General features: G+C 67.1%; 23 protein-coding genes. 15 read left to right on the top strand and 8 right to left on the bottom strand.

The features are described from left to right. Position 1 precedes the first annotated feature (1 nt). From ABFP37_RS09725 to ABFP37_RS09715, 3 genes are read right to left on the bottom strand one after another with little or no spacing between them, the layout of a single operon-like run. Positions 2–1636, bottom strand: a complete 1635-nt coding sequence (locus ABFP37_RS09725) for a CoA-transferase (protein WP_347033416.1) — start codon at positions 1634–1636, stop codon at positions 2–4. Between the two features lie 17 nt (positions 1637–1653). Continuing rightward, a complete protein-coding gene (locus ABFP37_RS09720) occupies positions 1654–2664 on the bottom strand; it encodes a Gfo/Idh/MocA family oxidoreductase (RefSeq protein ID WP_347033415.1) in 1011 nt (336 codons plus the stop codon). 10 nt (positions 2665–2674) lie between these two features. Then, a complete protein-coding gene (locus ABFP37_RS09715) occupies positions 2675–3694 on the bottom strand; it encodes a LacI family DNA-binding transcriptional regulator (RefSeq protein WP_078027466.1) in 1020 nt (339 codons plus the stop codon). Between the two features lie 271 nt (positions 3695–3965). Here ABFP37_RS09715 and ABFP37_RS09710 point away from each other — a divergent pair, with 271 nt between their 5' ends. From ABFP37_RS09710 to ABFP37_RS09685, 6 genes are all read left to right on the top strand, one after another. Next, positions 3966–5255 (top strand): ABC transporter substrate-binding protein, encoded by a 1290-nt coding sequence (locus ABFP37_RS09710; RefSeq protein ID WP_347033414.1) that lies wholly within the window; start codon positions 3966–3968, stop codon positions 5253–5255. A 77-nt stretch (positions 5256–5332) separates the two neighbouring features. Continuing rightward, on the top strand, positions 5333–6340 hold the full coding sequence (locus tag ABFP37_RS09705; protein ID WP_078027464.1) for a sugar ABC transporter permease: 1008 nt from the start codon (positions 5333–5335) through the stop codon (positions 6338–6340). 2 nt (positions 6341–6342) lie between these two features. After that, positions 6343–7251, top strand: a complete 909-nt coding sequence (locus tag ABFP37_RS09700) for a carbohydrate ABC transporter permease (protein ID WP_347033413.1) — start codon at positions 6343–6345, stop codon at positions 7249–7251. Beyond that, the gene (locus ABFP37_RS09695) at positions 7248–8186 is read left to right on the top strand and encodes a sugar kinase (protein WP_347033412.1); all 939 of its coding nucleotides are present in this window, start codon (positions 7248–7250) and stop codon (positions 8184–8186) included. The genes ABFP37_RS09700 and ABFP37_RS09695 overlap by 4 nt, the downstream gene beginning before the upstream one ends. Positions 8187–8264: 78 nt before the next feature. Further along, positions 8265–8903: a bifunctional 4-hydroxy-2-oxoglutarate aldolase/2-dehydro-3-deoxy-phosphogluconate aldolase gene (locus ABFP37_RS09690; protein WP_347033411.1), complete on the top strand. Its 639-nt coding sequence runs from the start codon at positions 8265–8267 to the stop codon at positions 8901–8903. A gap of 41 nt (positions 8904–8944) precedes the next feature. Further along, positions 8945–9610, top strand: coding sequence for an HAD family phosphatase (locus tag ABFP37_RS09685; RefSeq protein WP_347033410.1), 666 nt, complete (start codon positions 8945–8947; stop codon positions 9608–9610). A 71-nt stretch (positions 9611–9681) separates the two neighbouring features. Here the strand turns inward: ABFP37_RS09685 and ABFP37_RS09680 are convergent, their stop codons facing one another. Together ABFP37_RS09680 and ABFP37_RS09675 are read right to left on the bottom strand one after the other, a co-directional pair. After that, on the bottom strand, positions 9682–10767 hold the full coding sequence (locus ABFP37_RS09680) for a Gfo/Idh/MocA family oxidoreductase (RefSeq protein WP_347033409.1): 1086 nt from the start codon (positions 10765–10767) through the stop codon (positions 9682–9684). Positions 10768–10769: 2 nt separating this feature from the next. Further along, positions 10770–11954 (bottom strand): Gfo/Idh/MocA family oxidoreductase, encoded by a 1185-nt coding sequence (locus ABFP37_RS09675; protein ID WP_347033408.1) that lies wholly within the window; start codon positions 11952–11954, stop codon positions 10770–10772. 103 nt (positions 11955–12057) lie between these two features. Between ABFP37_RS09675 and ABFP37_RS09670 the strand changes: the two genes are divergently transcribed. The 6 genes from ABFP37_RS09670 (at position 12058) to ABFP37_RS09645 (ending at position 16875) form a co-directional block, all read left to right on the top strand. Beyond that, positions 12058–13092, top strand: coding sequence for a LacI family DNA-binding transcriptional regulator (locus ABFP37_RS09670; protein WP_260680913.1), 1035 nt, complete (start codon positions 12058–12060; stop codon positions 13090–13092). 56 nt (positions 13093–13148) lie between these two features. Then, the gene (locus tag ABFP37_RS09665) at positions 13149–13967 is read left to right on the top strand and encodes a Cof-type HAD-IIB family hydrolase (RefSeq protein ID WP_078027456.1); all 819 of its coding nucleotides are present in this window, start codon (positions 13149–13151) and stop codon (positions 13965–13967) included. A 116-nt stretch (positions 13968–14083) separates the two neighbouring features. After that, a complete protein-coding gene (locus tag ABFP37_RS09660) occupies positions 14084–14326 on the top strand; it encodes a hypothetical protein (RefSeq protein WP_347033407.1) in 243 nt (80 codons plus the stop codon). Between the two features lie 33 nt (positions 14327–14359). Beyond that, positions 14360–15199, top strand: coding sequence for a glycerophosphodiester phosphodiesterase (locus ABFP37_RS09655; RefSeq protein ID WP_347033406.1), 840 nt, complete (start codon positions 14360–14362; stop codon positions 15197–15199). Positions 15200–15282: 83 nt separating this feature from the next. Next, on the top strand, positions 15283–15612 hold the full coding sequence (locus ABFP37_RS09650; protein ID WP_347033405.1) for a DUF6480 family protein: 330 nt from the start codon (positions 15283–15285) through the stop codon (positions 15610–15612). 138 nt (positions 15613–15750) lie between these two features. Continuing rightward, entirely contained in the window at positions 15751–16875 is a 1125-nt protein-coding gene (locus ABFP37_RS09645) for a glycerate kinase (protein WP_347033404.1), read from the top strand. 71 nt (positions 16876–16946) lie between these two features. Here the strand turns inward: ABFP37_RS09645 and ABFP37_RS09640 are convergent, their stop codons facing one another. Next, positions 16947–17609 (bottom strand): DUF6766 family protein, encoded by a 663-nt coding sequence (locus tag ABFP37_RS09640; protein ID WP_078027451.1) that lies wholly within the window; start codon positions 17607–17609, stop codon positions 16947–16949. Positions 17610–17695: 86 nt separating this feature from the next. Further along, positions 17696–18184 (bottom strand): DUF6328 family protein, encoded by a 489-nt coding sequence (locus ABFP37_RS09635; RefSeq protein WP_078027450.1) that lies wholly within the window; start codon positions 18182–18184, stop codon positions 17696–17698. Between the two features lie 268 nt (positions 18185–18452). Here ABFP37_RS09635 and ABFP37_RS09630 point away from each other — a divergent pair, with 268 nt between their 5' ends. Further along, positions 18453–19352 carry an SDR family oxidoreductase gene (locus ABFP37_RS09630; protein ID WP_078027449.1) on the top strand — a complete coding sequence of 300 codons (900 nt, stop codon included), beginning with the start codon at positions 18453–18455 and terminating at the stop codon, positions 19350–19352. Positions 19353–19414: 62 nt separating this feature from the next. Further along, a complete protein-coding gene (locus ABFP37_RS09625) occupies positions 19415–19963 on the top strand; it encodes a hypothetical protein (protein WP_347033403.1) in 549 nt (182 codons plus the stop codon). Between the two features lie 151 nt (positions 19964–20114). On the opposite strand, the gene ABFP37_RS09620 is transcribed toward ABFP37_RS09625, so the two are convergent. Continuing rightward, on the bottom strand, positions 20115–21476 hold the full coding sequence (locus ABFP37_RS09620) for a solute carrier family 23 protein (RefSeq protein WP_347033402.1): 1362 nt from the start codon (positions 21474–21476) through the stop codon (positions 20115–20117). Between the two features lie 272 nt (positions 21477–21748). Between ABFP37_RS09620 and ABFP37_RS09615 the strand changes: the two genes are divergently transcribed. Then, on the top strand, positions 21749–22354 hold the full coding sequence (locus tag ABFP37_RS09615; RefSeq protein WP_347033401.1) for a malonic semialdehyde reductase: 606 nt from the start codon (positions 21749–21751) through the stop codon (positions 22352–22354). Positions 22355–22466 lie beyond the last annotated feature (112 nt).

The following is a 22466-nucleotide window of genomic DNA, read 5'->3' as shown; positions in this document are numbered from 1 at the left end:
GTCAGCGCGCGGCCAGGGAGGAAGTGCGCTGTTCGATCCGCTCGTGCAGCGGCAACGCGGGAAGGCGGAGGCCGACGGGGGCGTCGGCGAAGAGAGCGAGATCCATGGTGCGCAGTTCGTCCGAGACGATCAGCGGGTACTCGCTGCGGTCCAGGACGTCTTTTTGCAGGTCCACGCCGGGGGCGATTTCGGTGACGACGAGGCCGTCGGCGGTCAGCTCCAGCACGGCGCGTTCGGTGATGTATTTGACCTTCTGGCCGCGGGCCAGGGCTCTGGGTCCGGAGAACGTGACGGCGGAGACGTCGTTGACGAGCTTCGTGAAGGGCCCGTCGGAGCGGATGTCCAGGCCGGCCTCCCCGGCGGCAATGTCACGGCGCCCGGCCGTGAAAGCGCCCATGAAGACGATCTCCGGGGCCGAGGAGGTGATGTCGGCGAAGCCTCCGACGCCGGCCGTGACGTGGCGCTTCTTGGGCAGGTGGTGGACGTTGACGTTGCCGTGCCGGTCGATTTCCAGGAAGGAGAGCAGCGAGCGGTGGAAGCCGCCGCCCTGCAGGAGGGTGAACTGGTCGATGCTGGGCATGATCGCGTCCGGGTTCTGGGCGCAGCCGAAGGCGAAGTCCAGCAGCGGGATGCCGCCGACGGCTCCCTGTTCAATGACCCAGCTGACTTCCCGTCCCTGGTTTTCCTCGACCAGGACGTGGGGCACCAGGGCCGAAACGCCGAAGCCGAGGTTGACGATCTCCCCGGCCCTGAGCTCCTGGGCGGCACGGCGGGCGGTGATCTTCTCGATAGAGAATTCGATGTGGGGGAGCGAACTCAGCGGCCGGCGCAGCTGGCCGGAGATGGCGGGATCGTTGGGGGTGAGGGTGGTCTGCAGCTGGTCTTCGGCGATCACTACAGCGTCGATGAGGATGCCCGGGACTTTCACATGCTGGGGGTGCAGGCTGCCGGCCTCGGCCACACGTTTCACCTGCGCGATGACCACGCCGCCGTTGTTGTGGGCGGCGTAGGCGAGGTCCAGCGCACCGAGGGGCGAGCCTTCGTCCTCGAACGTCAGGTTGCCGTATTCATCGGCGGTGGTGGCGCGGATGATGGCGACGTTGGGGACCACCGAGGGGAAGAACAGCCACTCCTGCCCGGCCACCGTGGCCGTCTCGACGTGCGCCGCCGGGGTGGAGCCGTTCATCCGGCCGCCCTGGAGGCGGGGGTCGATGAAGGTGTCGAGTCCCACCTGGGTGAAGACGCCCGGCTGCTTCGCGGCGGCCGTGCGGTGCATCTGGTAGATGACGCCGGAGGGGAAGTTGTACGCCTCCACTTCATCCCGCTCGATCATCTGCCAGATCAGGGGCGGCTCCGCGCTGGAGGGTCCGGAGGGGTAGGAACCGGCGATGACCTTGCGCAGCAGCCCGGGCCGGGCGATGTGGTCGATGCCCTTGACCCCGTACATGTCTCCCGCTGCGATCGGGTGCACGGAGGTCAGGTTGGCCGGGTGGGTGGTTTCCTCGAACCGCTGGCCGATGCCGGCCAGGACGCTGTCCGGGCACCCGAGCGCACTGGAGGAGCTGACGGTGATGACGTCCTCGTCGTTGATGAGGTCCGCTGCTTCGCGGGCTGAGAGGATCTGTACCTTCTGCATGGCGTTCTTTCTGGCTGTTAGTTGATGTGGACGGTGCGTCCGGAGATTGCGGATTCCTGCGCTGCGAGGGCCACCTTGAGGGCCATGAGGCCGTCGCGGCCGCTCGCCGCTGGGACGCCGGTTCCTTCGACGGCGGCGGCGAAGGCGCGCAGGCCGGTGACGTAGAGGTCTTCGGAACAGTCGACGTCGACCGTTTGGCTGCCTGATCCGGTGGTCAGGATGACCTGGCCCCCGGTGTCCTGTGTCATCGCGTCGAGGACTTCGATGGTGCCTTCGGTGCCGTGGACTTCCAGGGAGGTCCTGGCGTATCCCACCGTGAAGGAATCATGGGTCTGGGCCAGGACGGGAGGGCGTCCGTCGTTCTCGTACCGGATAACGGTCATGGCGGCGTCTTCCTGGCCGCCGGTGTTCCACACGGCCTGCTGGACGGCCACGGCGGTGACTGCCACGGGACGTCCCAGCAGGGGGTTGAGGACCGACGCATCGTGGCAGGTGATGTCCAGGATGACGCCGCTTCCGGGCGTTCCCTGCCCCAGCCGCCAGCCGCGCAGCCGTTCCGGCAGGAGCACGGCGTGGGCGACCTTGGCCGAGAGGACGGTTCCGATGGCCCCGGCCGCCACCAGTTCGCGGACTTTGGCATGCAGGGGGCTGCCGGGGAGGTGGTGGTTGGCTGCCAGGGTGAGGCCCATTTCTTCCGCCAGTTCCACCATGGCTGCTGCCTGCTCCGCTTCGAGGGCGAGCGGCTTTTCGCACAGGACGTGCTTGCCGGCCTTGAGCGCCCTGGTTGCCTGGTCGAAGTGCTTGTCGTTGGTCGAGGAGATGTAGACGGCGTTGATGTCACCGGTCAGGAATTCGTCCAGATCGGTGGTGGCGCTGGCCAGCCCGTGGCTGGCCGCGAAGTCGCGTGCCCGGTCGGCGGATCCGCTGAAGACCCCGACGGCGTTCCCGCCGCTGGTGCGGATGGCACCGATCACTCGCGTGGCGGCGATGTCGCTGGCGCCGATCAGGCCCCAATTCAGTGCTGGCATGGTGTTTCTCCTACGTTCGGGGTCGCCATTGGGCGGTGGAAGCTCGGACCTTAAGAGCCGGTTCGACAAGGAATCGTTGCGGCCCCAGCGACGAGTCGCGGATGCGGTGGAGCAGCATGTTCGCTGCCTTGCGGCCGATGAGGTCCGGGTATGTGGACACCGACGTCAGGGGCGGCAGCAGCAGCTCCGCCATCGTGATGTCGTCGAAGCTCGCCACCGACACGTCACGGCCCGGTTCAAGGTCCCGCCGGCGAAGCTCCGCGTAGATTCCCAGGGCCACCGCGTCGCTGTAGGCGATGATGCAGTCCGGCCAGATTCCCTGGTCAAGGACCCCGGATACACCCTGGGATCCGCCGCCGGCGTTGTTCGTGGTTGGCGCGGAGCGGGACGGATCGAAGGCCACACCGCTGCCGGCGAACCCGGTTTCCAGGCCCTTGATGCGTTCCGTCCGGGCCGATGAATGCTCCGGACCGCCGATCAGGACCGCGGAGGACGCGCCCAGCGAGGAGACGTGCCTGGCCAGCTGCTGACCGGCCGCGATGTTGTCCGGGCCGACGTAGTCCATCTCTTCGGAGAAGTAGCGGGCCAGCTGCAAGACCGGTACCGCGGAGCGGTCAATGATCTGACAGACCGGGGTCAGCTCGGTTCCTTCGGCCGGCAGCAGGAAAATACCGTCCACCTGCTGCTGGACCATGGTCTCGAGCTGCAGGGCCTGCCGCTCGACGTCGTCCCGGCTGTAACCGACGAACAGCGTGTAACCGGCCTCGTGGACAGCTTCCTCGATGGTCATGGTCAGCCCGGCGAAGTAGGGGTTGCGGATGTCCGTCACAATTAGCCCGAGGGTCATGGATTCGCTGCGGCGCATGTTGGCGGCGTGGCGGTTGTAGACGTAACCGAGCTCGGCCATGACGAGCCGGACCCGGTCCGCCGTCGCCTCCGGAATGCGGGGATTTCCGCGCAGGACCAGCGATGCGGTAGATCGAGATACTCCTGCGGCCCGGCTGACGTCATTCAGTGTCACCCTTTTCATTTCCTGTCCACCTCCTCCGAGAACCTGTTGATCATTTTTAGCACGTTATTCAGTCGGGCGGTAGACCGATCTACCAACATTTTTGCGAGTTAGTTCCCGAAAACAAGCGGAATTTCGTTGATCAACCTGATGAGCGCGGTGCAGCGCCGTAGAAATAACGCCGTCGTCACACAAATCTATTGCATCGATCTACTTAACTATGTAACCTGAACCACAACGCAGGCTCTAGCCGGGCCTTATCCGGCGTCTGACAACCCAAAGGAGAGTAGTCATGCGTGCACCAAACAAGCTCAAGATCTCGCTGGCCGTAACGGCCGCGGCAAGCCTCATTGCAGTAACCGGATGTTCCGCCAACCAGCCCGCGGGAAGCTCCACCGGCGGCTCCGACAAACTCGAAATCACTTCATGGTGGACCTCCGGTTCGGAAGCCGACGCCCTGAACGTTCTGATTGACGGTGTGAAGGCGGCCAAGCCCGGACTGTCCGTGGATAACGCCGCAGTCTCCGGCGGCGGCGGCTCCAACGCCAGGCAGGCACTGGCGGCGCGGCTTCAGGCCGGCAGCCCGCCGGATGCCTGGCAGGTACACCCGGCCGGACAGCTCAAGAGCTACGTCGACGGCGGGCAGGTCGCGGACCTGACCGAGCTATGGACGCAGAACGATTGGGCATCCCAGATGCCCAAGGACGTGGCCGAAGCCCAGCAGGTCAACGGTAAGTACTACACGGTCCCGATCGGAGTCCACCGCGGCAACGTGCTCTGGACCAACCCCGCCGTGCTCGCCAAGGCCAACGTCAAGATTGATCCGGCAGGCGGCGTGGACGGACTGATCAGCAGCCTCAAGCAGGTTCAGGCGGCCGGGGCCACACCGGTGTGCCTGGGGGACAAGGACATCTTCGCGTCCTCCCAGCTGCTCGAGTCCATCATCATGTCGCGGGCCGGCGCCGACAACTGGAAGAAGCTCTTCAGCAACGAGTACTCCTTCGACGCACCCGAGGTAAAGCAAGCCCTCGAGGACTACAAGACCATCCTGTCCCTTGCCAACAAGGACCACTCCGCCATCACCTGGGATGAAGCCTCGAAGAAGATGGCAAACGGTGCCTGCGCCGTGAACCTCATGGGTGACTGGGCCTACGGCGAGCTGATCAACGCCAAGAAGAAGCCGGGCACGGACTTCGCCTGGGTGACGTTCCCCGGCAAGGAAGACATCTTCGACTACGTCGGTGACGGCTTCTCCATCCCGGCAAACAACATTCCGCACGCGGAAGCTGCCAACGCCTGGCTGAAGACGCTGATGGACCCCAAGGTCCAGACTGACTTCGCAGCCAAGAAAGGCTCCATCCCCGCCGTGAAGTCCGCCGACATCTCCGGTCTGTCCAAATACCAGCAGGAAGCCGCCAAGAGCTTCGCTTCGGCCAAGGTTGTTTCCTCCCTGGCCCACGCCCAGGCCGCGGGAGCGGAATTCGCCCAGACTTACGCGGATGCCGTTTCCACCTTCAACGGCAGCGGTAACGCCGATGCCTTCATCGCCAGCATGACGGCGGCCCAGAAGACCCAGCTCTAGCAGCCGGTCAGCCAACCAAGTCGCAAAGGGTGTGGCTGCAGACCCCTGCAGCCGCACCCCGGACAGGATCAGTTTTCATGACAACCTCAACAGCACTGCCGCCCGCGCCGGCCAGCCCCGGCCCGCGGCCCAAGAAACAAGTCCCCCATAACGTCAAGACCTCCCGCCGGGCAGCCTGGATCTTCGCACCCAGCCTTCTGGTCAGCTTCCTCTTCGTCTACGTCTTCATCGGCATCACGGTCTACATCTCCCTGTCGAACTGGAAGATCGGCACCAGCCCGGATCTGTCACTGCGCCAGCCTTTCGGAGGCACCTACGCCGAGATCGTGAAGGAACAGCGCTTCCAGGCAGACATCCGCAACGTGGTGATCTTCACCGTCATCTTCCTGGTCCTGGCCATCCTTGGCGGACTCATCGCAGCCCTCTTCATCCACCACGTCTCGATCGGCAAGGGCCTCTTCCGGACTGTCTTCCTCCTGCCCTACGCCCTGTCCTTCATCGTCACCGGTGTTGCCTGGCGCTGGATATTCTCCCCATCCACCGGCGTCAATGAAATCCTTCGGAGCATGGGCATCGAGAACCCGCCCGGCTGGACCACCGACCCGACCGTCCTGGGGGCACTGAACGACCCCTCCGGTACGGACTTCCTGAAGGTTCAATTCGGCATCCCGGTGGCGCTGCTTCCGATCATCTTCGCCGCGGCCTGGCAGCTCGTGGGCTTTGCAATGGCCATGTACCTGGCCGGCCTGGCCTCAATTCCGGAAGAACACCTGGAGGCGGCAAGCGTTGACGGCGCCAATATCTGGCAGCGCCTGCGCCACATCGTCCTGCCCCAGCTGTGGCCCTCCACCATCACCTGCTTCGTGCTCCTGCTGCACGTCGCCCTGAAAATCTTCGACCTCGTCGTCGCCATGTCCGGTTCCGGCCCCGGCTTCGTCACGGACGTCCCGGGCATCTACATCTACAACTACCTCACCAGCCGTTACGACAAAGCCTCGGCAATGGCGATCATCCTGCTCCTGCTAACCCTCGCGGTAATCGTTCCGTACCTCATCCGCGGATACCGCAAAGAGCGAAAGGCATAGAAATGGCTGTCGAAACCCTCGAAGCGACCCCTGCCCGGCCCGCCCGCACGTCGCGCCGACGCCCCGGGAAGCCGGCCCCCAAGCCCCGGTCCTGGAGCCTGCCCAGGTCCCCGGGCGGCTGGATCGTCCTGGCCGCCTGCGCCATTGCCACCCTTGGCATGCTGGTGCCCGTGTACGTCATCATCACCACGGCGCTCTCCGGAAGCACCGGGGCGCCCAACTTCTTCCTGGCCTTCCCGGACGCGCCCAGCCTGGATGCCTTCAAGGGGGCCTGGACGAAACTCCACGGCTCCCTGGCCAACTCGCTGCAGATCACCGTCCCGGCCGCACTGATTTCCTGCCTCCTCGGATCGATCAACGGCTACATCCTCTCCAAGTTCCCGTTCCGGGGCTCCAATGCCCTGTTCACGGTGCTGCTGGTCGGCATGTTCATTCCGTTCCAGGCCGTCATCATTCCCGTCTTCCAGTTCCTGAACATGCTGCACCTGCAGGGAAGCATCATCGGCCTGATCGTGGTCCACATCATCTACGGCATCCCGATCACCACACTGATCTTCCGCAACTACTACGAAGGCATCCCCAGCGCCATCATCGAGGCCGCCTCCATTGACGGCGCCGGGATCTGGAAAACCTATGCCCGCGTGATGCTGCCGCTGTCCGTGCCCGGTTTTGTCGTCGCCGGAATCTTCCAGTGCACCAACATCTGGAATGACTTCCTCTTCGGCTTCATCCTGGCCTCCCCGGCCGCGTGGCCTGCCACCGTGACCCTGAACAACCTCATCGGAACCACCACCGTCGACTACTCCGAGCTGATGGCCGGCGCCGTGCTCGTTGCCGCACCCACCGTCCTGCTCTACCTCGTCCTGGGCCGGTTCTTCGTCAGCGGGCTCACCGCCGGAGCCGTCAAATGAACCTGGACGTGCTCTGCGTCGGAGAAACCATGGCCGTCGTTACGCCGGCAAGGGCCCAGCCGCTGAGCGAGGCTGAGGAATGTCTGCTGGGTTACGGGGGAGCGGAGTCCAATGTCGCCGCGCACCTGGCCGAATTCGGCTACCGGTCCGGGTGGGCAAGCCGCCTCGGCCAGGACCCGTTCGGGGACCGCATCATGGAGGGCCTGACCGCCCTGGGCGTGGACGTCAGCCTGGTCGCCCGCGACAGCACCGCCCCCACCGGCGTGTACTTCAAGGACCCCGACCTGGGGCATGGTGCCAGGACGCTCTACTACCGGGCCGGGTCGGCGGCCTCAGCCATGGCGCCCGAGGATTCCGGCGCCTGGCCGCTGGAGCAGACCGGCTGGATCCACACCAGCGGCATCAATGCGGCCCTGTCGGCCAGCTGCTCCGCGCTGACAGAGCGCCTCCTGAGCCACGCCAGGACGAAAGGCTACAAGGTTTCCTTCGACGTCAACTACCGCCCCGCGTTGTGGAACGTGGACGTCGCCGGCCGTCGGCTGCTGGAACTCGCCGGCATGGCAACCGTGGTCCTCGTTGGCCTGGACGAAGCAGCAGCGCTGTGGGGCTGCGCCACCGCCGTAGAAGTCTCGAACCTGCTGCCCGGTCCCCGGCACGTGATCATCAAGGACTCGGCAACTGAAGCGGTGGAATTCGTCCGGGAACAAAACGGGGAAGAACGCGCCTTCCGCGTCCCCGCCCACCGGGTTGACGTCGTCGAACCCGTCGGCGCGGGCGACGCGTTTGCTGCAGGATATCTGGCCGGACTGCTCCGGGGAGACCAGCCCGCCGACCGGCTCGCCCTGGGCCATTCCTTCGCAGCCTGGACGCTCGGAACCCGCGCCGACTTCCGCCCCGGCCACGGCACCAGGCCCCGCAGCTACGCCACCCGCTGACGTCCGGTGATCGAGCTTGTCGAGATCCGGGAGTTAGCTCCCCGCCACCCCACAGCCCTAGCCCGGAAAGAGGATACTTTGGCACACGCACCCCTCCACGACTGGTTTGACGACGACTTCTTCCGCATCCCCGTCATCGCCGTACTTCGCGGGCTCACCCCCGATGAAGCCGTCAGGTCCGCTACGCGGGCCTGGGACGCCGGCGTCCGGCACGTCGAAGTCACCATCGAAACACCCCAGGCCGTCCGCGCGCTGGCAGCTGTGGCCAGCGCCGCCGCCGAACGGGGCGTGGCCGCGGGCGCAGGAACCATCATCAGCCTCGATCAGCTGGACGCCGCCGTCTCCGCCAATGCGTCCTTCACCGTTTCGCCGGGGCTGGATGACGGCATCGTGGAGGAAAGCATCCGTCGCGGTATCCCGCACCTGCCCGGCGTGGCTACGGCGAGCGAGATTCTCCGTGCCAAAGCCTTCGGCCTGTCCTGGCTCAAGGCGTTCCCTGCCTCGGTTCTCGGCCCGGAGTGGGTCAAAGCCATGAAGGGTCCCTTCCCCGACGTGCGATTCGTGGCCACCGGCGGCATGAAGGCCGCCAGCGCACGCACGTACCTGGCAGCCGGGGTCAGCGTCGTAGGCTTGAGCTCCGACTTCTCCTCGGACGAGGGCGCGGCCGCCGTCCGGGATCTGCTCGCATCCGTCGCCGGGAACGCGGTGCGCGGATGAAGGCAACAGTTCTCCGGACTTCCGAAAGGACGGTTGGGGTGATGACGTCAACAGACCCGCAGCGCCTCAAAGCCGTTCTCTGGGACATGGACGGCACCCTGGTTGACACGGAACCGTACTGGATGGCGGCCCAGCGCGATCTTGCCGCGACACATGGCGTGGAGTGGACCGCCGACGACGGCCGCTCCACTGTCGGGCAGGCCATGCAGGTCTCCGCGGCCATGCTTCAGAAACACGGCGTGCCGATGTCCGCGGAGGAGATCATCGACGAGCTCCTCAGGCGCGTTGTGGCGAAGCTCGAAGAGGGCATCCCGTGGCTCCCGGGCGCCGAAAGGATCCTCGCTGAACTCGCCGCGGCCCGGATTCCCTCGGCCTTGGTCACCATGGCCTTCAGCCCGGTCGCCACCCGCGTGGCATCCGCAGCACCCATCGGCACCTTCCACGCCGTCGTCGCCGGTGACATGATCCCGCAGGGAAAGCCCCACCCGGCGCCATATTTGGCGGCCGCCGAACTCCTCGGCGTCGACCCCTCCAATTGTGTGGCCGTGGAGGATTCCGTCAGCGGCACAACAAGTGCGCAGGCCGCGGGCATGGACGTCGTGGTGGTCCCGGGAGTCGTCCAGCCCCCAGCCGCCGCCGGCCGCCACTTTGTGCCGTCGCTTGAGGCCGTCACCGTGGAGAGCCTCCGGAACATTCTCCGCGGGTAGGGCGGCGCCCTACCCGCCTCTTGACGGACGGACCAAAACCCGTTGGCGGACGGACCAAAACCCGCCGGTGATCAGTCCGACCCGGGGGCGGCCGAAAAGGCCGGGCTCGGTTCATAGCGGATCGTTTCGGATCGTCCGCTGCGGAGGGATGCCGTGGCCGCCTCCGCGATGGCCTGCGCCTTCAGCCCGTCCTCCAGCGAGGGCGTGATCAGCGTACGGGGCCCTGCGCCGGCGCCGTCCGCACCGCCGTCCGGACCGCCCTTCAGGACGCCGTCCAGCGCATCGACAAAGTGGGCGAGGGAGGCCGCATAGGTGGGCTGGACCCTTTCGAACCAGCCCGGGTGCAGGCCGTCGTCGGTGACGCGTCCGGCCTGGTAGCGGGAGACGGCGCCAGCCCTGTGGCGGCGGGCCTCTGCCATGCCGGTGGACCCCATGATCTCGATGCGTTCGTCGTAGCCATAGCCGGTGCGGCGCGCACAGTCGATCTGAACCAGGGCGCCACCGTGGAGCCGGAGCGTCACCGCGGAGGTGTCGACGTCGCCGTACTCCGCGAGCCGGGGCTCGGCCAGGGCGGATCCTGTGGCGAAGACCTCCACCGGGTCGAGGCCGGTGAGCCAGCGGGCCAGGTCGAAGAAGTGGACGGTCTGATCGCGCATCTGGCCGCCGGACGTGGCGATGTAGGACAGCGGCGGCATCGCGGGGCCGCGGCTGGACAGCTGAATGAGTTCCACCCGGCCGATCTCACCGGCGTCGACGATCCGTTTGAGCTCGGCGTAATCGCGGTCGAACCGGCGGTTGAAGTCCACCATCACCGGAATCGCGCGCTCGGCGGCGAACGCTGCCGTCTCCCGGGCCCGCTCCAAGTCCAGGTCGATCGGCTTCTCGCACAGCACCGCCAGGCCGGCCTCGGCCGCCCGGCGCAGGTGCTGCGCATGCGTGTCCGTGGAGGATGCGATGAAGACGGCGTCGATGGCGGACGCGTCAAACACCTCGTCCAGGGAGCTGGCCGCCCGTGTGCCGTGGGCCGCGGCCAGGGTCCGGGCCCGGCTTAGATCGACGTCGTACACGAGGCGGAAGTCGACGCCGGGGTTTGCCGCAAGGTTGGCGGCGTGGACCGCGCCGATGAATCCGGCGCCGATGAGCGCAAAGCGTTGCATGGCTAGACCTGTGCTTTCTGTGTGGCGCCCGCCGGGACAGCCCAGGCGGCATCGTGGTGGTGGGAGGCGGCGACGGCTTCGACGAACCTGACACCGGCGAGGCCGTCCTCGCCGGTGGGGAAGCTCAGCTCGCGGGTGGCAGGCAGTGTTCCGTCCCGGCGGGCGCGCAGTTCCCCTGCCAGGTCGCGGTAGAAGTTGGCGAAGGCCTCGAGGAATCCTTCGGGGTGGCCCAGGCCGACCCGGGTGAGGCGCGAAGCGTCCTCGGACAGGGTGCTGAGGCCCTCGGTGAGGATGGTCGTGGTCCCGTCCAGGTCCTGAACCCTGAGGTGGTGCGGATCCTCGTGTTCCCACGCCAGGCTTCCCTGGTCACCGAAGACGCGGATGCGCAGGCCGTGGTTGTTGCCGGTCGCGGCCATGCTGGCCCAGAGCCGGGCGGGAACCTCGCCGGTCAGCTGCAGTTCGACGGTGGCGTGGTCGAACACGCGCCTGCCGGGAACCAGGCTGCGGAGCCGCCCGGACAGCCGCTCGGCCTCGAGCCCGGTGATGTAGCGCAGCAGGTGGAAGGCATGCGTGCCCAGGTCTCCCACCACGCTGGGGAACCCCGCAACGTCCGGATCGGTGCGCCAGGCGGCCTGCTTGTGCCCGAGCTGCTCCAGCGGAGAGGCGGCCCAGCCGGACGCGTGCTCCACGTCCACGAACTTGATGTTGCCCAGCCTGCCGTCGCGGACCATCCGGGCCGCCTGGCGCACCATGGCGTAGGCGGAGTAGCAGTGCGGGACCGCCAGCACCACGCCGTTCGCCGCGGCCACCCGGACCAGCTCCGCTGCGGTGGCCGAATCGCTGGTCAGGGGCTTCTCGCACACCACCGAAATGCCTGCTTCGAGAAACGTCCGGGCGATTTCGAAGTGGCTGTCATTGGGCGTGGCAACAACCACCACGTCCACGGCGTCCGCGCGGCCGGATTCCGCTTCGGCCATGTCCCGGTAGTCCCGGTAGACACGGTCCGCCGGCACGCCCAGCCCGCCGGCCAGCACCGCGGACTGGAGGGGATCGCGGCCGAAAACGCCGGCCCGCAGGTCGAACAGGCCGTCCAGCCGCATCGCATGGCGGTGGGTCTTGCCGATGTCCGCGCCGGAGCCGCCTCCCACCATGCCGGCCAGCAACTGTCGTGTGTGCGGTGCGCTCATGAAGATTCTTCCTGTTTGGACATTCCTTGGACCGGTCCATAATGGATGACGCGAGACAGCACCGTCAACCCCTTAGGCTGAGATGGCACCGAGAGGAGTAACCGTGACCCACCCGTCCGCCGCGAGCGGCGCGCCCGCCAACAGGCCCACCATCCGTGATGTCGCCACCCAGGCCGGGGTGTCGAAGTCGCTGGTCTCCCTTGTGCTGCAGGGGTCCGGAAACGTCAGCGAAAGCCGACGCCGGGCGGTGCTGGAGGCGATGGAGGAACTGGGATACCGCCCCAACAAGCTGGCCCGCGGGCTCTCGATGCCCCGCACCGGCACGGTCGGGGTGCTGCTGAACGACCTCCGGAACCCCTGGTTCGTCGAACTCCTCGAAGGGCTGACCGCCTCGCTGCACGCAGCCGGAGTGTCCCCCATCCTCGCGGATTCCTACACGGACCGCCGGGTGGGCCGGCGCTCGGTGGAAGCCCTGCTCGATCAGCGCATTGACGGGCTCGTGGTGGTGGGAACCACCACGGAATCGACGGCCATCGAAATTGCCGCCGCAGCCGTGCCGGTCGTCCTGGCCGGAACGCTAGACCCTGCCCTGCCGGGCGTGGACATCGTGGTCAACGACGACGAAGCGGGCGCGCGAAAGGCGACCGAGCACCTGCTGGCCCTGGGCCACCAGCGCATTGCCCATCTGCAGGGGCCCGACGAAATCGGAAAGCGCCGGCGGGCGGGCTACGAACATGCGATGAAGGCCGCCGGACTCGAACCGAGGGTGGTGTCGGGCGGCATGAGCGAGGAAAGCGGCTTTGCCGCCGCCGGCCGCCTTCTAGCCGGCGGCGGCCGGCCAACGGCAATCTTCGCCTTCAACGACATCGCCTGCATCGGCGCACTTTCCGCTGCGGCCGAGCACGGCCTGGCCGTGCCGGGGGACCTCTCGCTGGTCGGCTATGACAACACGTACCTCGCTCGGATCCGCCACATCTCCCTGACCTCGGTGGACAACGGCAACCTGGCCGTTGGGGTCCAGGCGGGCAAATTCATCCTCGAACGCATCGGGAGCCCGGATGTGCAGGGCCGCCTTCATCTCGTGTCCAGTGAACTGCAGGTGCGGGGGTCCACCGGCCACCCGCCTGCTGCGCCGTAACGCGGGAGGGCGGCGGCCCGACCGGTCGGCTCTGCGTGCCCACGTAGACTGGGAGCATGCGGTTGGTAGCGAGTGACATAGACGGAACGATCCTTGGGCACGACGGAAAAATCAGTGACCGCACCGTCCGCGCCTTCCACGCCTGCCGGAGCGCCGGCGTCGAACTCGTTTTCGTCACCGGGCGCCCGCCGCGCTGGCTGCACCCGCTCGAAGAGCAGCTGGGCCACACCGGCACGGTGATCTGTTCCAACGGTGCCGTGGTGTGGGACCTCGAGGCGGACAAGATGGTTTCCGCCCGGACCATGGCCCTCAACGATGTCTTCGAGGTCCGCCGGATCATCAAGAGCCTGCGCCCCGCGGCCCTGTTCGCCGCGGAAACCCTCACCGGCTTCCACCTCGAGCCCGGCTTTATCGAAAACGGCTCCAGCGAGCTTCTTGCCGAGTTCACCCCGGCGCCGCTGGCCGAGACGCTCACGGCGGATGACGCCGTCGTCAAATTCCTGGCGATCGTCCGCGAAGGCACCGCCGACGACTTCCTTGCCGAGGTGGCGCCCGCCGTCGGGAACCTCGCCACCGTCACGCATTCGGCGCCCACCATCGCCATGCTGGAGCTGTCCGTCCCGGGCGTCAACAAGGCCGTCACGCTGGCGGAGTACGCCGCCTCGCTGGGCATCGAAGCCGCGGACGTCGTGGCCTTCGGTGACATGCCCAACGATATCGAGATGCTCCGCTGGGCCGGCCACGGTTACGCCATGGCCAGCGGCCACCCCGAAGCGATCCGCGCAGCGGGGCAGCAGGCGCCGCACTTTGACGACGACGGCGTGGCCCAGATCCTCGAGGAAAGGCTCGCCGCGCTCGGCGTCAGGCTGCCGTAACACTGCCGTCTCCGGCCTGCCACCGTTCTCCCAGCTGGCGGTCAACTCACGTTCACGTTCGAACCCTAGAGTGGGGCGCGTCCGATGATGCAAGAGTGTGACCGATAGGGGACGTCGTGGCCAGGAACAAGACACTAAACGCGGCCGATACTCCGTTGCGCCGCGCGGAACCGGATGCGCACTGGTCCGCCCTGCGCCCGGGGGGCCGTGTCACCGTACGGCTCTCGCCGGGCTACGAAACCGGCGGGCTGATTTCTGCGGTCACGCCGGATCACGCGGTGGTCTGGGTTGACCTCGACGGCGGCCGCGGCCGCACGCTGCTGCACTGCGGCGACGGCGTGGAGATCCTGCCGGACTGACCGGCAGCCCGGGCCCTCCGCTACGCTTCGAAGGTGACCGAACCGCTCCCGTTCTTCTCCGCTGCCGGCACTGGTGCGCATGCTGCCAAGGCCGCTCCCGGTGTGGGCAGGCCGGTCGCCCTGGCCCACCGCGGATTCTCCCGCGAGGGCCTGGAGAATTCGATGGCCGCGTTCCGCGCCGCCGTCGAACTCGGCTGCCGGTACGTGGAGACGGACGTCCACACCACCTCCGACGGCGTGCTGCTGCTCTTCCACGACTCCTCGCTGGACCGGCTCACCGACGGCATCGGGCGGATCGCCAGCCTTAGCGCGGACGAGGTTTCACGGGCGCGGATCCGCGGGACGGAGCCGGTGCCGAGCTTCGACGAACTCGTGGCGGCCCTCCCGGACACGCGGTTCAACCTCGACGTCAAGGACCGGCACTCCGTGCGCAGCCTCGCCGCGGCGATCGAACGCCACGGCGTCCATGACCGGGTGCTCATTGCCAGCTTCTCGGACCGCCGGCGGCGGGCCGTGCTGAAGCTGCTCAGCCGCCGCACCGCGTCCTCGGCCGGGATCGGCAGCAACGCCCTTGTGGTGCTGCTGGGCCCCCTGCTGGCCGTTCCGGGGCTGGGGTCGTTGGTGCGGGCCGCGCTGCGCCGGGCCCTGCGCAGCGTCGACGCCCTGCAGGTGCCGGTCAGCTACAAGTCCGTTCCCGTGGTGACGCCGGGTTTTGTCCGCCGGGCGCACGGGCTCGGGCTGTACGTGCACGTGTGGACCGTCAATGAGCCGGCGGAGATGCGTCGGCTCCTGGACCTCGGCGTTGACGGGATCGTGACGGACCGTGCCGACCTGCTGAAGGAAGTCCTGCAGAGCCGCGGCGAGTGGTCCTGACCGGTTTCACAGCCCGGCGCTTGGGGCAGGGTCACCGGCCCTTTCCGCGCCGCGCGGCATCTGGCTGTTCCGGAATTATCAGCATGCTTACAATTAGTCCCGTGTCGTCGGTGACGGAAATGCCAAGCTTCACCGACCCCCGGCGTCATCAGCAGGTGACCCTAGCCACGGAGGACCGCAGGAACATGAGCAGCTACCATCCCGAAAACGACCCCGCCAACCCGGACCGGCCCGCCCCGCGGGACAGTGCGGATGAACAGTCAAAGACCACACAAGAGGACTCGGCCAGCTCGCCGAATCCGGATCCGCTGAACGGCAACATCACCGGCCTGGAACCGGGCGGCGGAGTCCCGCCGGGGGAGACGCCGCCCGCCGAAGACCAGATGAGCGGGGACCAGGGGCACGGGGAGTAGCCCTGCGCCTGCTTACGCCAGCCAGCGCTGGCCTAAGGATGTGCCGCCTGAACGGGGCGCTGGCCGCAAGACGCCCCGCGCTGCCCGGATGTCGGAAATGGTAAGCGCGTTCCCCTGCATTGCTGGCAGGATGGTGCCATGCGTATCCTGATCGCCCCGGACAAGTTCAAGGGGTCCCTCACCGCCGTCGAAGCCGCCGCCGCCATCGCCGAGGGTGCCCTCCGCGTGTATCCCGACGCCATCGCCACCCAGTTCCCGGTGGCCGACGGCGGCGAAGGAACACTTGAGGCGGCGGTCGCTGCCGGCTACGAAGAGCGGATCAACGCGGTGGTGGGCCCCATCCTGGCCCCGGTCGGCGCGGCCTGGGCGCTGCGGAAAGACGGCGCCGGCGGAGGCACTGCAGTGATCGAGACAGCGCAGGCTTCGGGCCTCGCCCAGATGGAGCCGACGCCCGAGAACTCCCTCCGGGCGCACAGCTACGGCTGTGGCCAGCTGATTGCGGCCGCTCTGGATGCCGGTGCCACGGAGATCGTCCTGGGCGTCGGCGGTTCCGCCATGACCGACGGCGGCAGCGGCGCCTTGCGCGCCCTGGGCCTCAAGCCACTCGACGTACGGGGAAACGTAGTGCCGCTGGGCGGCGGATCCCTGGCCGATGTGGTGTCGATCGATGTCTCGGGGCTGGACCCGCGCCTGTCCGCCGTGACGTTCAGGATCGCCGTGGATGTCCAGAACCCGCTGTACGGCAATACCGGCGCCGCGTATGTGTTCGGCCCGCAGAAGGGCGCCGACGCCGCCGCCATGGAAAACCTCGACGACGGCCTGCGCAACTGGGCGTCCCTCCTTCGGGAGGCCACGGGCCGGGACGTCAACGTACCGGGCGCGGGCGCGGCCGGCGGCTTCCCGGCGTCGTTCCTTGCCTTCACGCATGCCACGCTGGAAGGTGGCTTCGCGCTCGTGGCGGGGCTGACGGGACTGGACGAACAGCTCAAGGACGCCGACCTGGTGATCACCGGCGAGGGCTCGATGGACTCGCAGTCGCTGACGGGCAAGGCGCCCATCGCGCTTGCGGACGCGGCCCGGGAACGGGGGATCCCGGTGATCGTCGTGGCCGGCAGGATTCTGGTTACACCGGAGGACCTGGCCCAGCACGGCGTGGTGGCCGCGGCGCAGCTGCTGGACGTTGCCGACAGCCCGGAAGACGCCATCGCCAATGCCGGCAAATACCTCGCCTGGGCCACGCGGCAGGTTCTCGAAGGGGCCTGACCGCCTCCGACCAGCCACAGCCTCCGACCAGCCACCCGTCTCGAACTGCGCTGTCTCCGACGGCGGGCGGCTCAGGCTCCGGTCTCGTAGTGCGGTTCGGCCACCGGTTTGGACTCGGGCGAGCCCTTCTCGCGCAGGTAGACCGACATGCCCACCAGCACCGCGACGGCGAGGAATTCGCTCTGCCAGTTCTGGAAGGACTCGAACCAGAAGCGGCTGGTGGCGAGGTAGCCCAGGACGCTCACCGTCGGTTGGCCGTGCGTTTCCTGTTCGCTGTTGTATTCCTCGCTGCCGCCGATCGCGTGCAGTGCGAACGAGGCGAGGAACAGCAGCAGGAACATGATCGAGAGAGAGTGTTCATAGAGCTTGAGCACGACGCCGCCGCGCTTGACGGGCCACGGCGTGGAAGGCTTGATGGTCGCGTCGCGCGGATCCTGGTCCTGCGGCGCGTCCTTGCCCATGGGCTTGGATTCCGAGGACCCCTTTTGGAAGAGGAAGACGGTGAGGATGACGTACATGCCCATCTGCAGGAACTCGGATTCCCAGTTTTCAAAAGTTGCTTCCACAAAAGCGCCGGTCCCCAAATACTGCGCGACGGTGACGGCGGGCTCGCCGTGGGTCAGTTGGTCGTCGCTGTAGCTGCTGGCGCCGCTAAGGATCATGCCGCCGAAAAAGATCAGGAACAGCGCCACATTTGCCAGCAGCAAACCGTGCTCTTTGACCCACTTGCTCATTAATCCTCCGTGTTTAGTTGAGTTGAAGCCCCGACTGACCGGATGCACCCGTCCCGCACTGAATGTCCCCGCCTGGCCCCGGCAGCCTATTTCCGCGCCTGCCGTTGCAGGTGGAGCGGCACATAGACCAAGAGGATGGCGAGCACCGCGAGGAGCGCGGCTCCCGCGATGAGGCCGACGCTGCGGCCGGCCGTGACATCGAAAACGAGAGCGGCTGACCCTACGCTGAGGGTCGCCACACCGCCTAGGGCGATCTTGGTGATGTTGTCCGCGCTGGTCACGAGCGTTTCCTTGAGCCGTTGCCGGAAAAGCCGCCGGTGCACGCTGACCGGCAGCAGGATGAAGGCGGTGGTCAATGCGGCAAGCGCCACATTCACGAGGTAAAGGTTGGTCTGAAAGCCGTCGAGCGTTTGGAACCGCTGCTGGAACGGCAGCGTCAGCAGGAAGCCGGCAAGGATCTGCACGCCCGTCTGCAGCACCCGCAACTCCTGGAGCAGTTCCATCCAGTTCCGGTCGAGCTGTTCCTCACGGGTCTCATTCCTGCCGCTGCGAGCCGGGCTGTCGGGATCGGTCATGCATCCTCCTCCCTCGGCGTCGCTGCTGGCGCTTTTGCTCCAAACCTAGGCTCAACCCTAGTCGAATTCAACAACTGCTAAGTTTGCTGTCTATTTTCTGCCAGATGATGGACTTGGTCCTTGAAACTGCGTTAGGTTCGAAGAGCCGGACCGTCCGGCCGTACCGGAGCGGGGATGGACGTTGGGGGGCGGACCTTGGACCTGACGCCCCGAATGCCGGCCCTGAACGATGCACCGTTATTAGCCCGACACTGTGAGTAGGTGGACTATGAGTGATTCAGCGAAGCAGCCTGACCAGCCCGCCGATCCCCGCGGGACGTACCATGCAGGACCCTTTCCGAAGCAGGAACAGAAACAGCCTGGCCTGACGGCCCCGATGGATCCCCAGCCGGACCATGGCGAGTTGAGCTACGAAGGCAGCGGCGCCCTGCAGGGCAAGGCTGCGCTGATCACGGGCGGCGACTCCGGCATCGGCAAGGCTGTCGCCATCGCCTTCGCCAGGGAGGGGGCCGACGTCGCCATCTCGTACCTCCCCGAGGAAGAGGACGACGCCCAGGACACCGCCGAATGGATCCGCAAGACGGGCAGGCGTGCGCTGCTCCTCGCAGGGGACGGCAGGACCGAGGAGTTCAGCACAGGGATCGTGGACGACGCCGTGGCGGAGTTCGGCCGGCTCGATGTGGTGGTGCTGAATGCCGCCTACCAGAAGAACCGCGACAGCTTCGAATCGCTCCCCACCGAAGAGTTTGACCGCGTTTTCAAGACCAACGTGTATTCGCTGCTGTGGACCGCCCGCGCGGCCGTGCCGCACCTCAAGGCCGGGGCGTCCATCATCACCACGGCTTCCATCCAGGCGTTCAACCCGTCCCCGGGGCTCATCGACTACGCCATGACCAAGGCGGCACAGGTGGCCTTCACCAAGGCCCTCGCCCAGGAGCTGGGGCCCAAGGGAATCCGTGTCAACGCCGTGGCGCCCGGCCCCATCTGGACCCCGCTCATCCCGGCCACCGAATGGCCGGACAAGCTCCCAACGTTCGGCCAGGACACGCCCCTGCAGCGGGCAGGCCAGCCCGCCGAGCTGGCGCCCGCCTACGTCCTGCTGGCGTCCGACGCGGGTTCGTACATGTCCGGGGCAGTGGTTCCCGTCACCGGCGGCAAGGGGCTCTGACTGCGGCGCCCGCACTTCCAGAATTTCCAGCCAACCATTTCCAGCCAACCAGGAGGAAAAACATGAGCCAGGACAACCAGCACGAAGCCCCCGACGAGGTGGCGGGAGGTTACGGCACGCCCACTGTGGAGCAGGAAACCGGCGGCGATGCCAAGCAGTTCGCCCAGCCCCGTGAGGAAGAGGATTTCGATGCCGCGGGCCTGAACCAGGAAAGCCCGGACGGCCAGACCTTCGAGACCGGAACCCCCAACCTCAGCCACTTCGCCGAGGAGGACCAAGACAGCGCCGGCGAGCCCGGGGCGGGCCGCTTTGGAGGGACCGACGAACAGCTCCATGCGGAAGGTGACAGCAGCGGAGCAGGATTCGGCCAAGGCTCAGGGGGGTCTCCCATTCCCCGCGATCCCGGTGCTCCCCCCGGGGCAGAGCAGGACGACGTCGCCGTGCCGTCCGCGGACGCCGAAATCGATGAGGGCAATGCGGACGAGCCGCGGTCCGGGCAGTTCTCCTCGGAACCGGGCCAGGAGGCCGCGGGCGTGCCGGACGGCAGCGGGAACGATCTGCCGAAGGAAAAGTCACCTAATGACGACGACGAGACCTTCGACGCCGGGTAGCCTTCGGCCCGCTTAGTCCGCCGTGGGCCGCATTTCTGCACCACTTTGGAGCCCGAAAAGCCCTTGGCGTCCCGGATTTCCGGGGCGCCAAGGGCTTTGCTGCGCTGAAAACGGTGCAGAAATGCGCGCGGGGAAGCCTGAAACCGCAGGCCTAGCGCTTCTTCGAAGACCGTTTGGCGGCCGCGTTGATGGCCGCCTTGGCCGCCGGGGGCAGGTTGTGCTGCGCCGGACCCTCGGTTTCCGGTTCGGCCGCCGTTCCGCGGGCCTTCGCGATCGCCTTCATGCCGTGGTAAATCACCAGGGCGGCGGCGGATCCGAGCGCGATGCCGGTGAACTTCAGGTCGCCGATGGTCCACGTGTAGTCCGCGATGCCGATGATCAGGGCGACGGCGGCGGTGGTCAGGTTAACGGGGTTGGAGAAGTTGACCCTGTTCTGGACCCAGATCTTCACGCCCAGGATGCCGATCATGCCGTACAGCATGGTGGCGGCGCCGCCCAGCACGCCCGGGGGCACGGTGGCGATCAGTTCGCCGAACTTCGGGGAAAAGCTCAACAGGATGGCGAAGATGCCGGCCACCCAGTACGCGGCGGTGGAGTAGACCTTGGTGGCTGCCATGACGCCGATGTTTTCCGCGTACGTGGTGGTGCCGGAACCGCCGCCGAAACCGGCCAGCACGGTAGCCGCACCGTCGGCCATCAGGGCGCGCCCGGAGACACCGTCCAGGTTCTGCCCGGTCATGGCGGACACCGACTTCACGTGCCCGATGTTCTCGGCCACGAGCACCAGCACTACCGGCACGAAGAGGCCCACCACGCCGAGGTGGAATTCCGGAGTCTGGAAATGGGGCAGGCCCACCCAGGCGGCCGCGTCCATCTTGGCGTAGTTCACTTCACCGCGGATCATGGCCGCGAGGTAGCCCACCACCACGCCGACCAGGATGCTCAGACGCCCCACGATCCCGCGGAAGAGCACGCTGACCAGGATGATGGTCACCAGTGTGATGAGCGCTGTCACGGGCGCGGCGTCGAAGTTGTTCTTGGCGGCGGGCGCGAGGTTCAGGCCGATCAGGGCCACGATGGCGCCGGTGACGATCGGCGGCATCAGCCGGTTGATCCAGCCCGCGCCGAACTTCTGGACGACCGCACCGATCACGGAAAGCCCGACGCCGGCCAGCACCACACCGCCCAGCGCGCCGGCCACGCCGTACTGCTGCTGGGACGCCAGGATGGGCGCGATGAACGCGAAGCTCGATCCGAGGTAGCTGGGCACGCGCCCCTGCGTGATCACCAGGAACAGGATGGTGCCGATGCCCGAGAAGAAGAGCGTGGTGGCCGGCGGCATGCCGGTGATGATGGGCACCAGGAACGTGGCGCCGAACATGGCGACCACGTGCTGCATGCCCACGCCGATGGTCAGGGGCCAGGTGAGCCGTTCACCCGGGGCCACCACTTCACCCGGGCGGACGGCCTTGCCATTGCCGTGCAGCTTCCATTTGGTTCCGAGCATGCTCATTGCCGGGGCCTTTCAGAGGGGTAGCCCGCACTGTCGGGGGCTGGGATCTTTCGGGTGCAACAATACCGCGCTGCGGCCCCGTGCGAGAGGGGCAGCGCGAGTGGGCTGGTGGGAAAGGGACCGCGGCGGGAGGGCCGGCGCGGAAGCGAGTGTGCGAAAGGTCACGCCCCGTAACCCCCCGTCACGGGAAGAGGACACCCGCGCAGGAAGTTGAAACCATGGAGTGCCCGCGCGTCCCGGCAGGGACGGCGGCCAAGTGAAAGGGACACCGAATGACAATCGCCCATGAAGAAGCCGTTATCGATTCCGCCGCCGTGGACGCGATCTTCGCCGAAGCCCGCACCGCCAACGCCTTCACCGGCGAGGTCACGGAGCAGCAGGCCCGCGCCATCTATGAACTGACCAAATTCGGCCCCACCGCCTTCAACTCCCAGCCGCTGCGCGTCACCTACGTGCGCTCGGCGGAGGCCCGCGCCAAGCTCGTGGACGCGCTGTCCTCCGGAAACCGCGCCAAGACGGCTTCCGCGCCCCTCGTCGCGGTCCTCAGCTACGACACCTCCTGGCAGGACCAGTGGGACAACTTCCTGCCCGGCTACAACGCCCCGAAGGCCATGTACGACGCCTCGCCGGACCTTGCGACGTCCACGGGCAACAACAACGCGCACCTGCAGGCGGGGTACTTCATCCTGGCTGTGCGTTCGCTCGGCTTCTCCGCGGGTCCCATGACGGGCGCGGATTTTGCCGCCATCGACGCCGAGTTCTTCCCGGCGGGCGACCAGAAGAGCTTCCTCGTGGTCAACATCGGCCAGGCCGCAGCCGGAGCCTGGGGCGAGGCGAAGCCGAAATTCGCCTACGAGGACGTCGTCCGCACCGTCTAGTCCTGAATTGTCCGGCTCCCAAAAGGGTCGGGCAGCCAAAACGGTCCCGGCGCGAAATGCCTCCGGCAATATGGGGGACATTCCGGAGGCATTCGGGGCAGCCTTTCTGCAG

Origin of the sequence: Burkholderia sp. RS01, from assembly GCF_039748055.1 — a bacterium.
GTDB lineage: Bacteria > Actinomycetota > Actinomycetes > Actinomycetales > Micrococcaceae > Arthrobacter.
The sequence above is the reverse complement of the archived record's forward strand: the minus strand, read 5'-3'. Positions and strand labels throughout refer to the sequence as shown.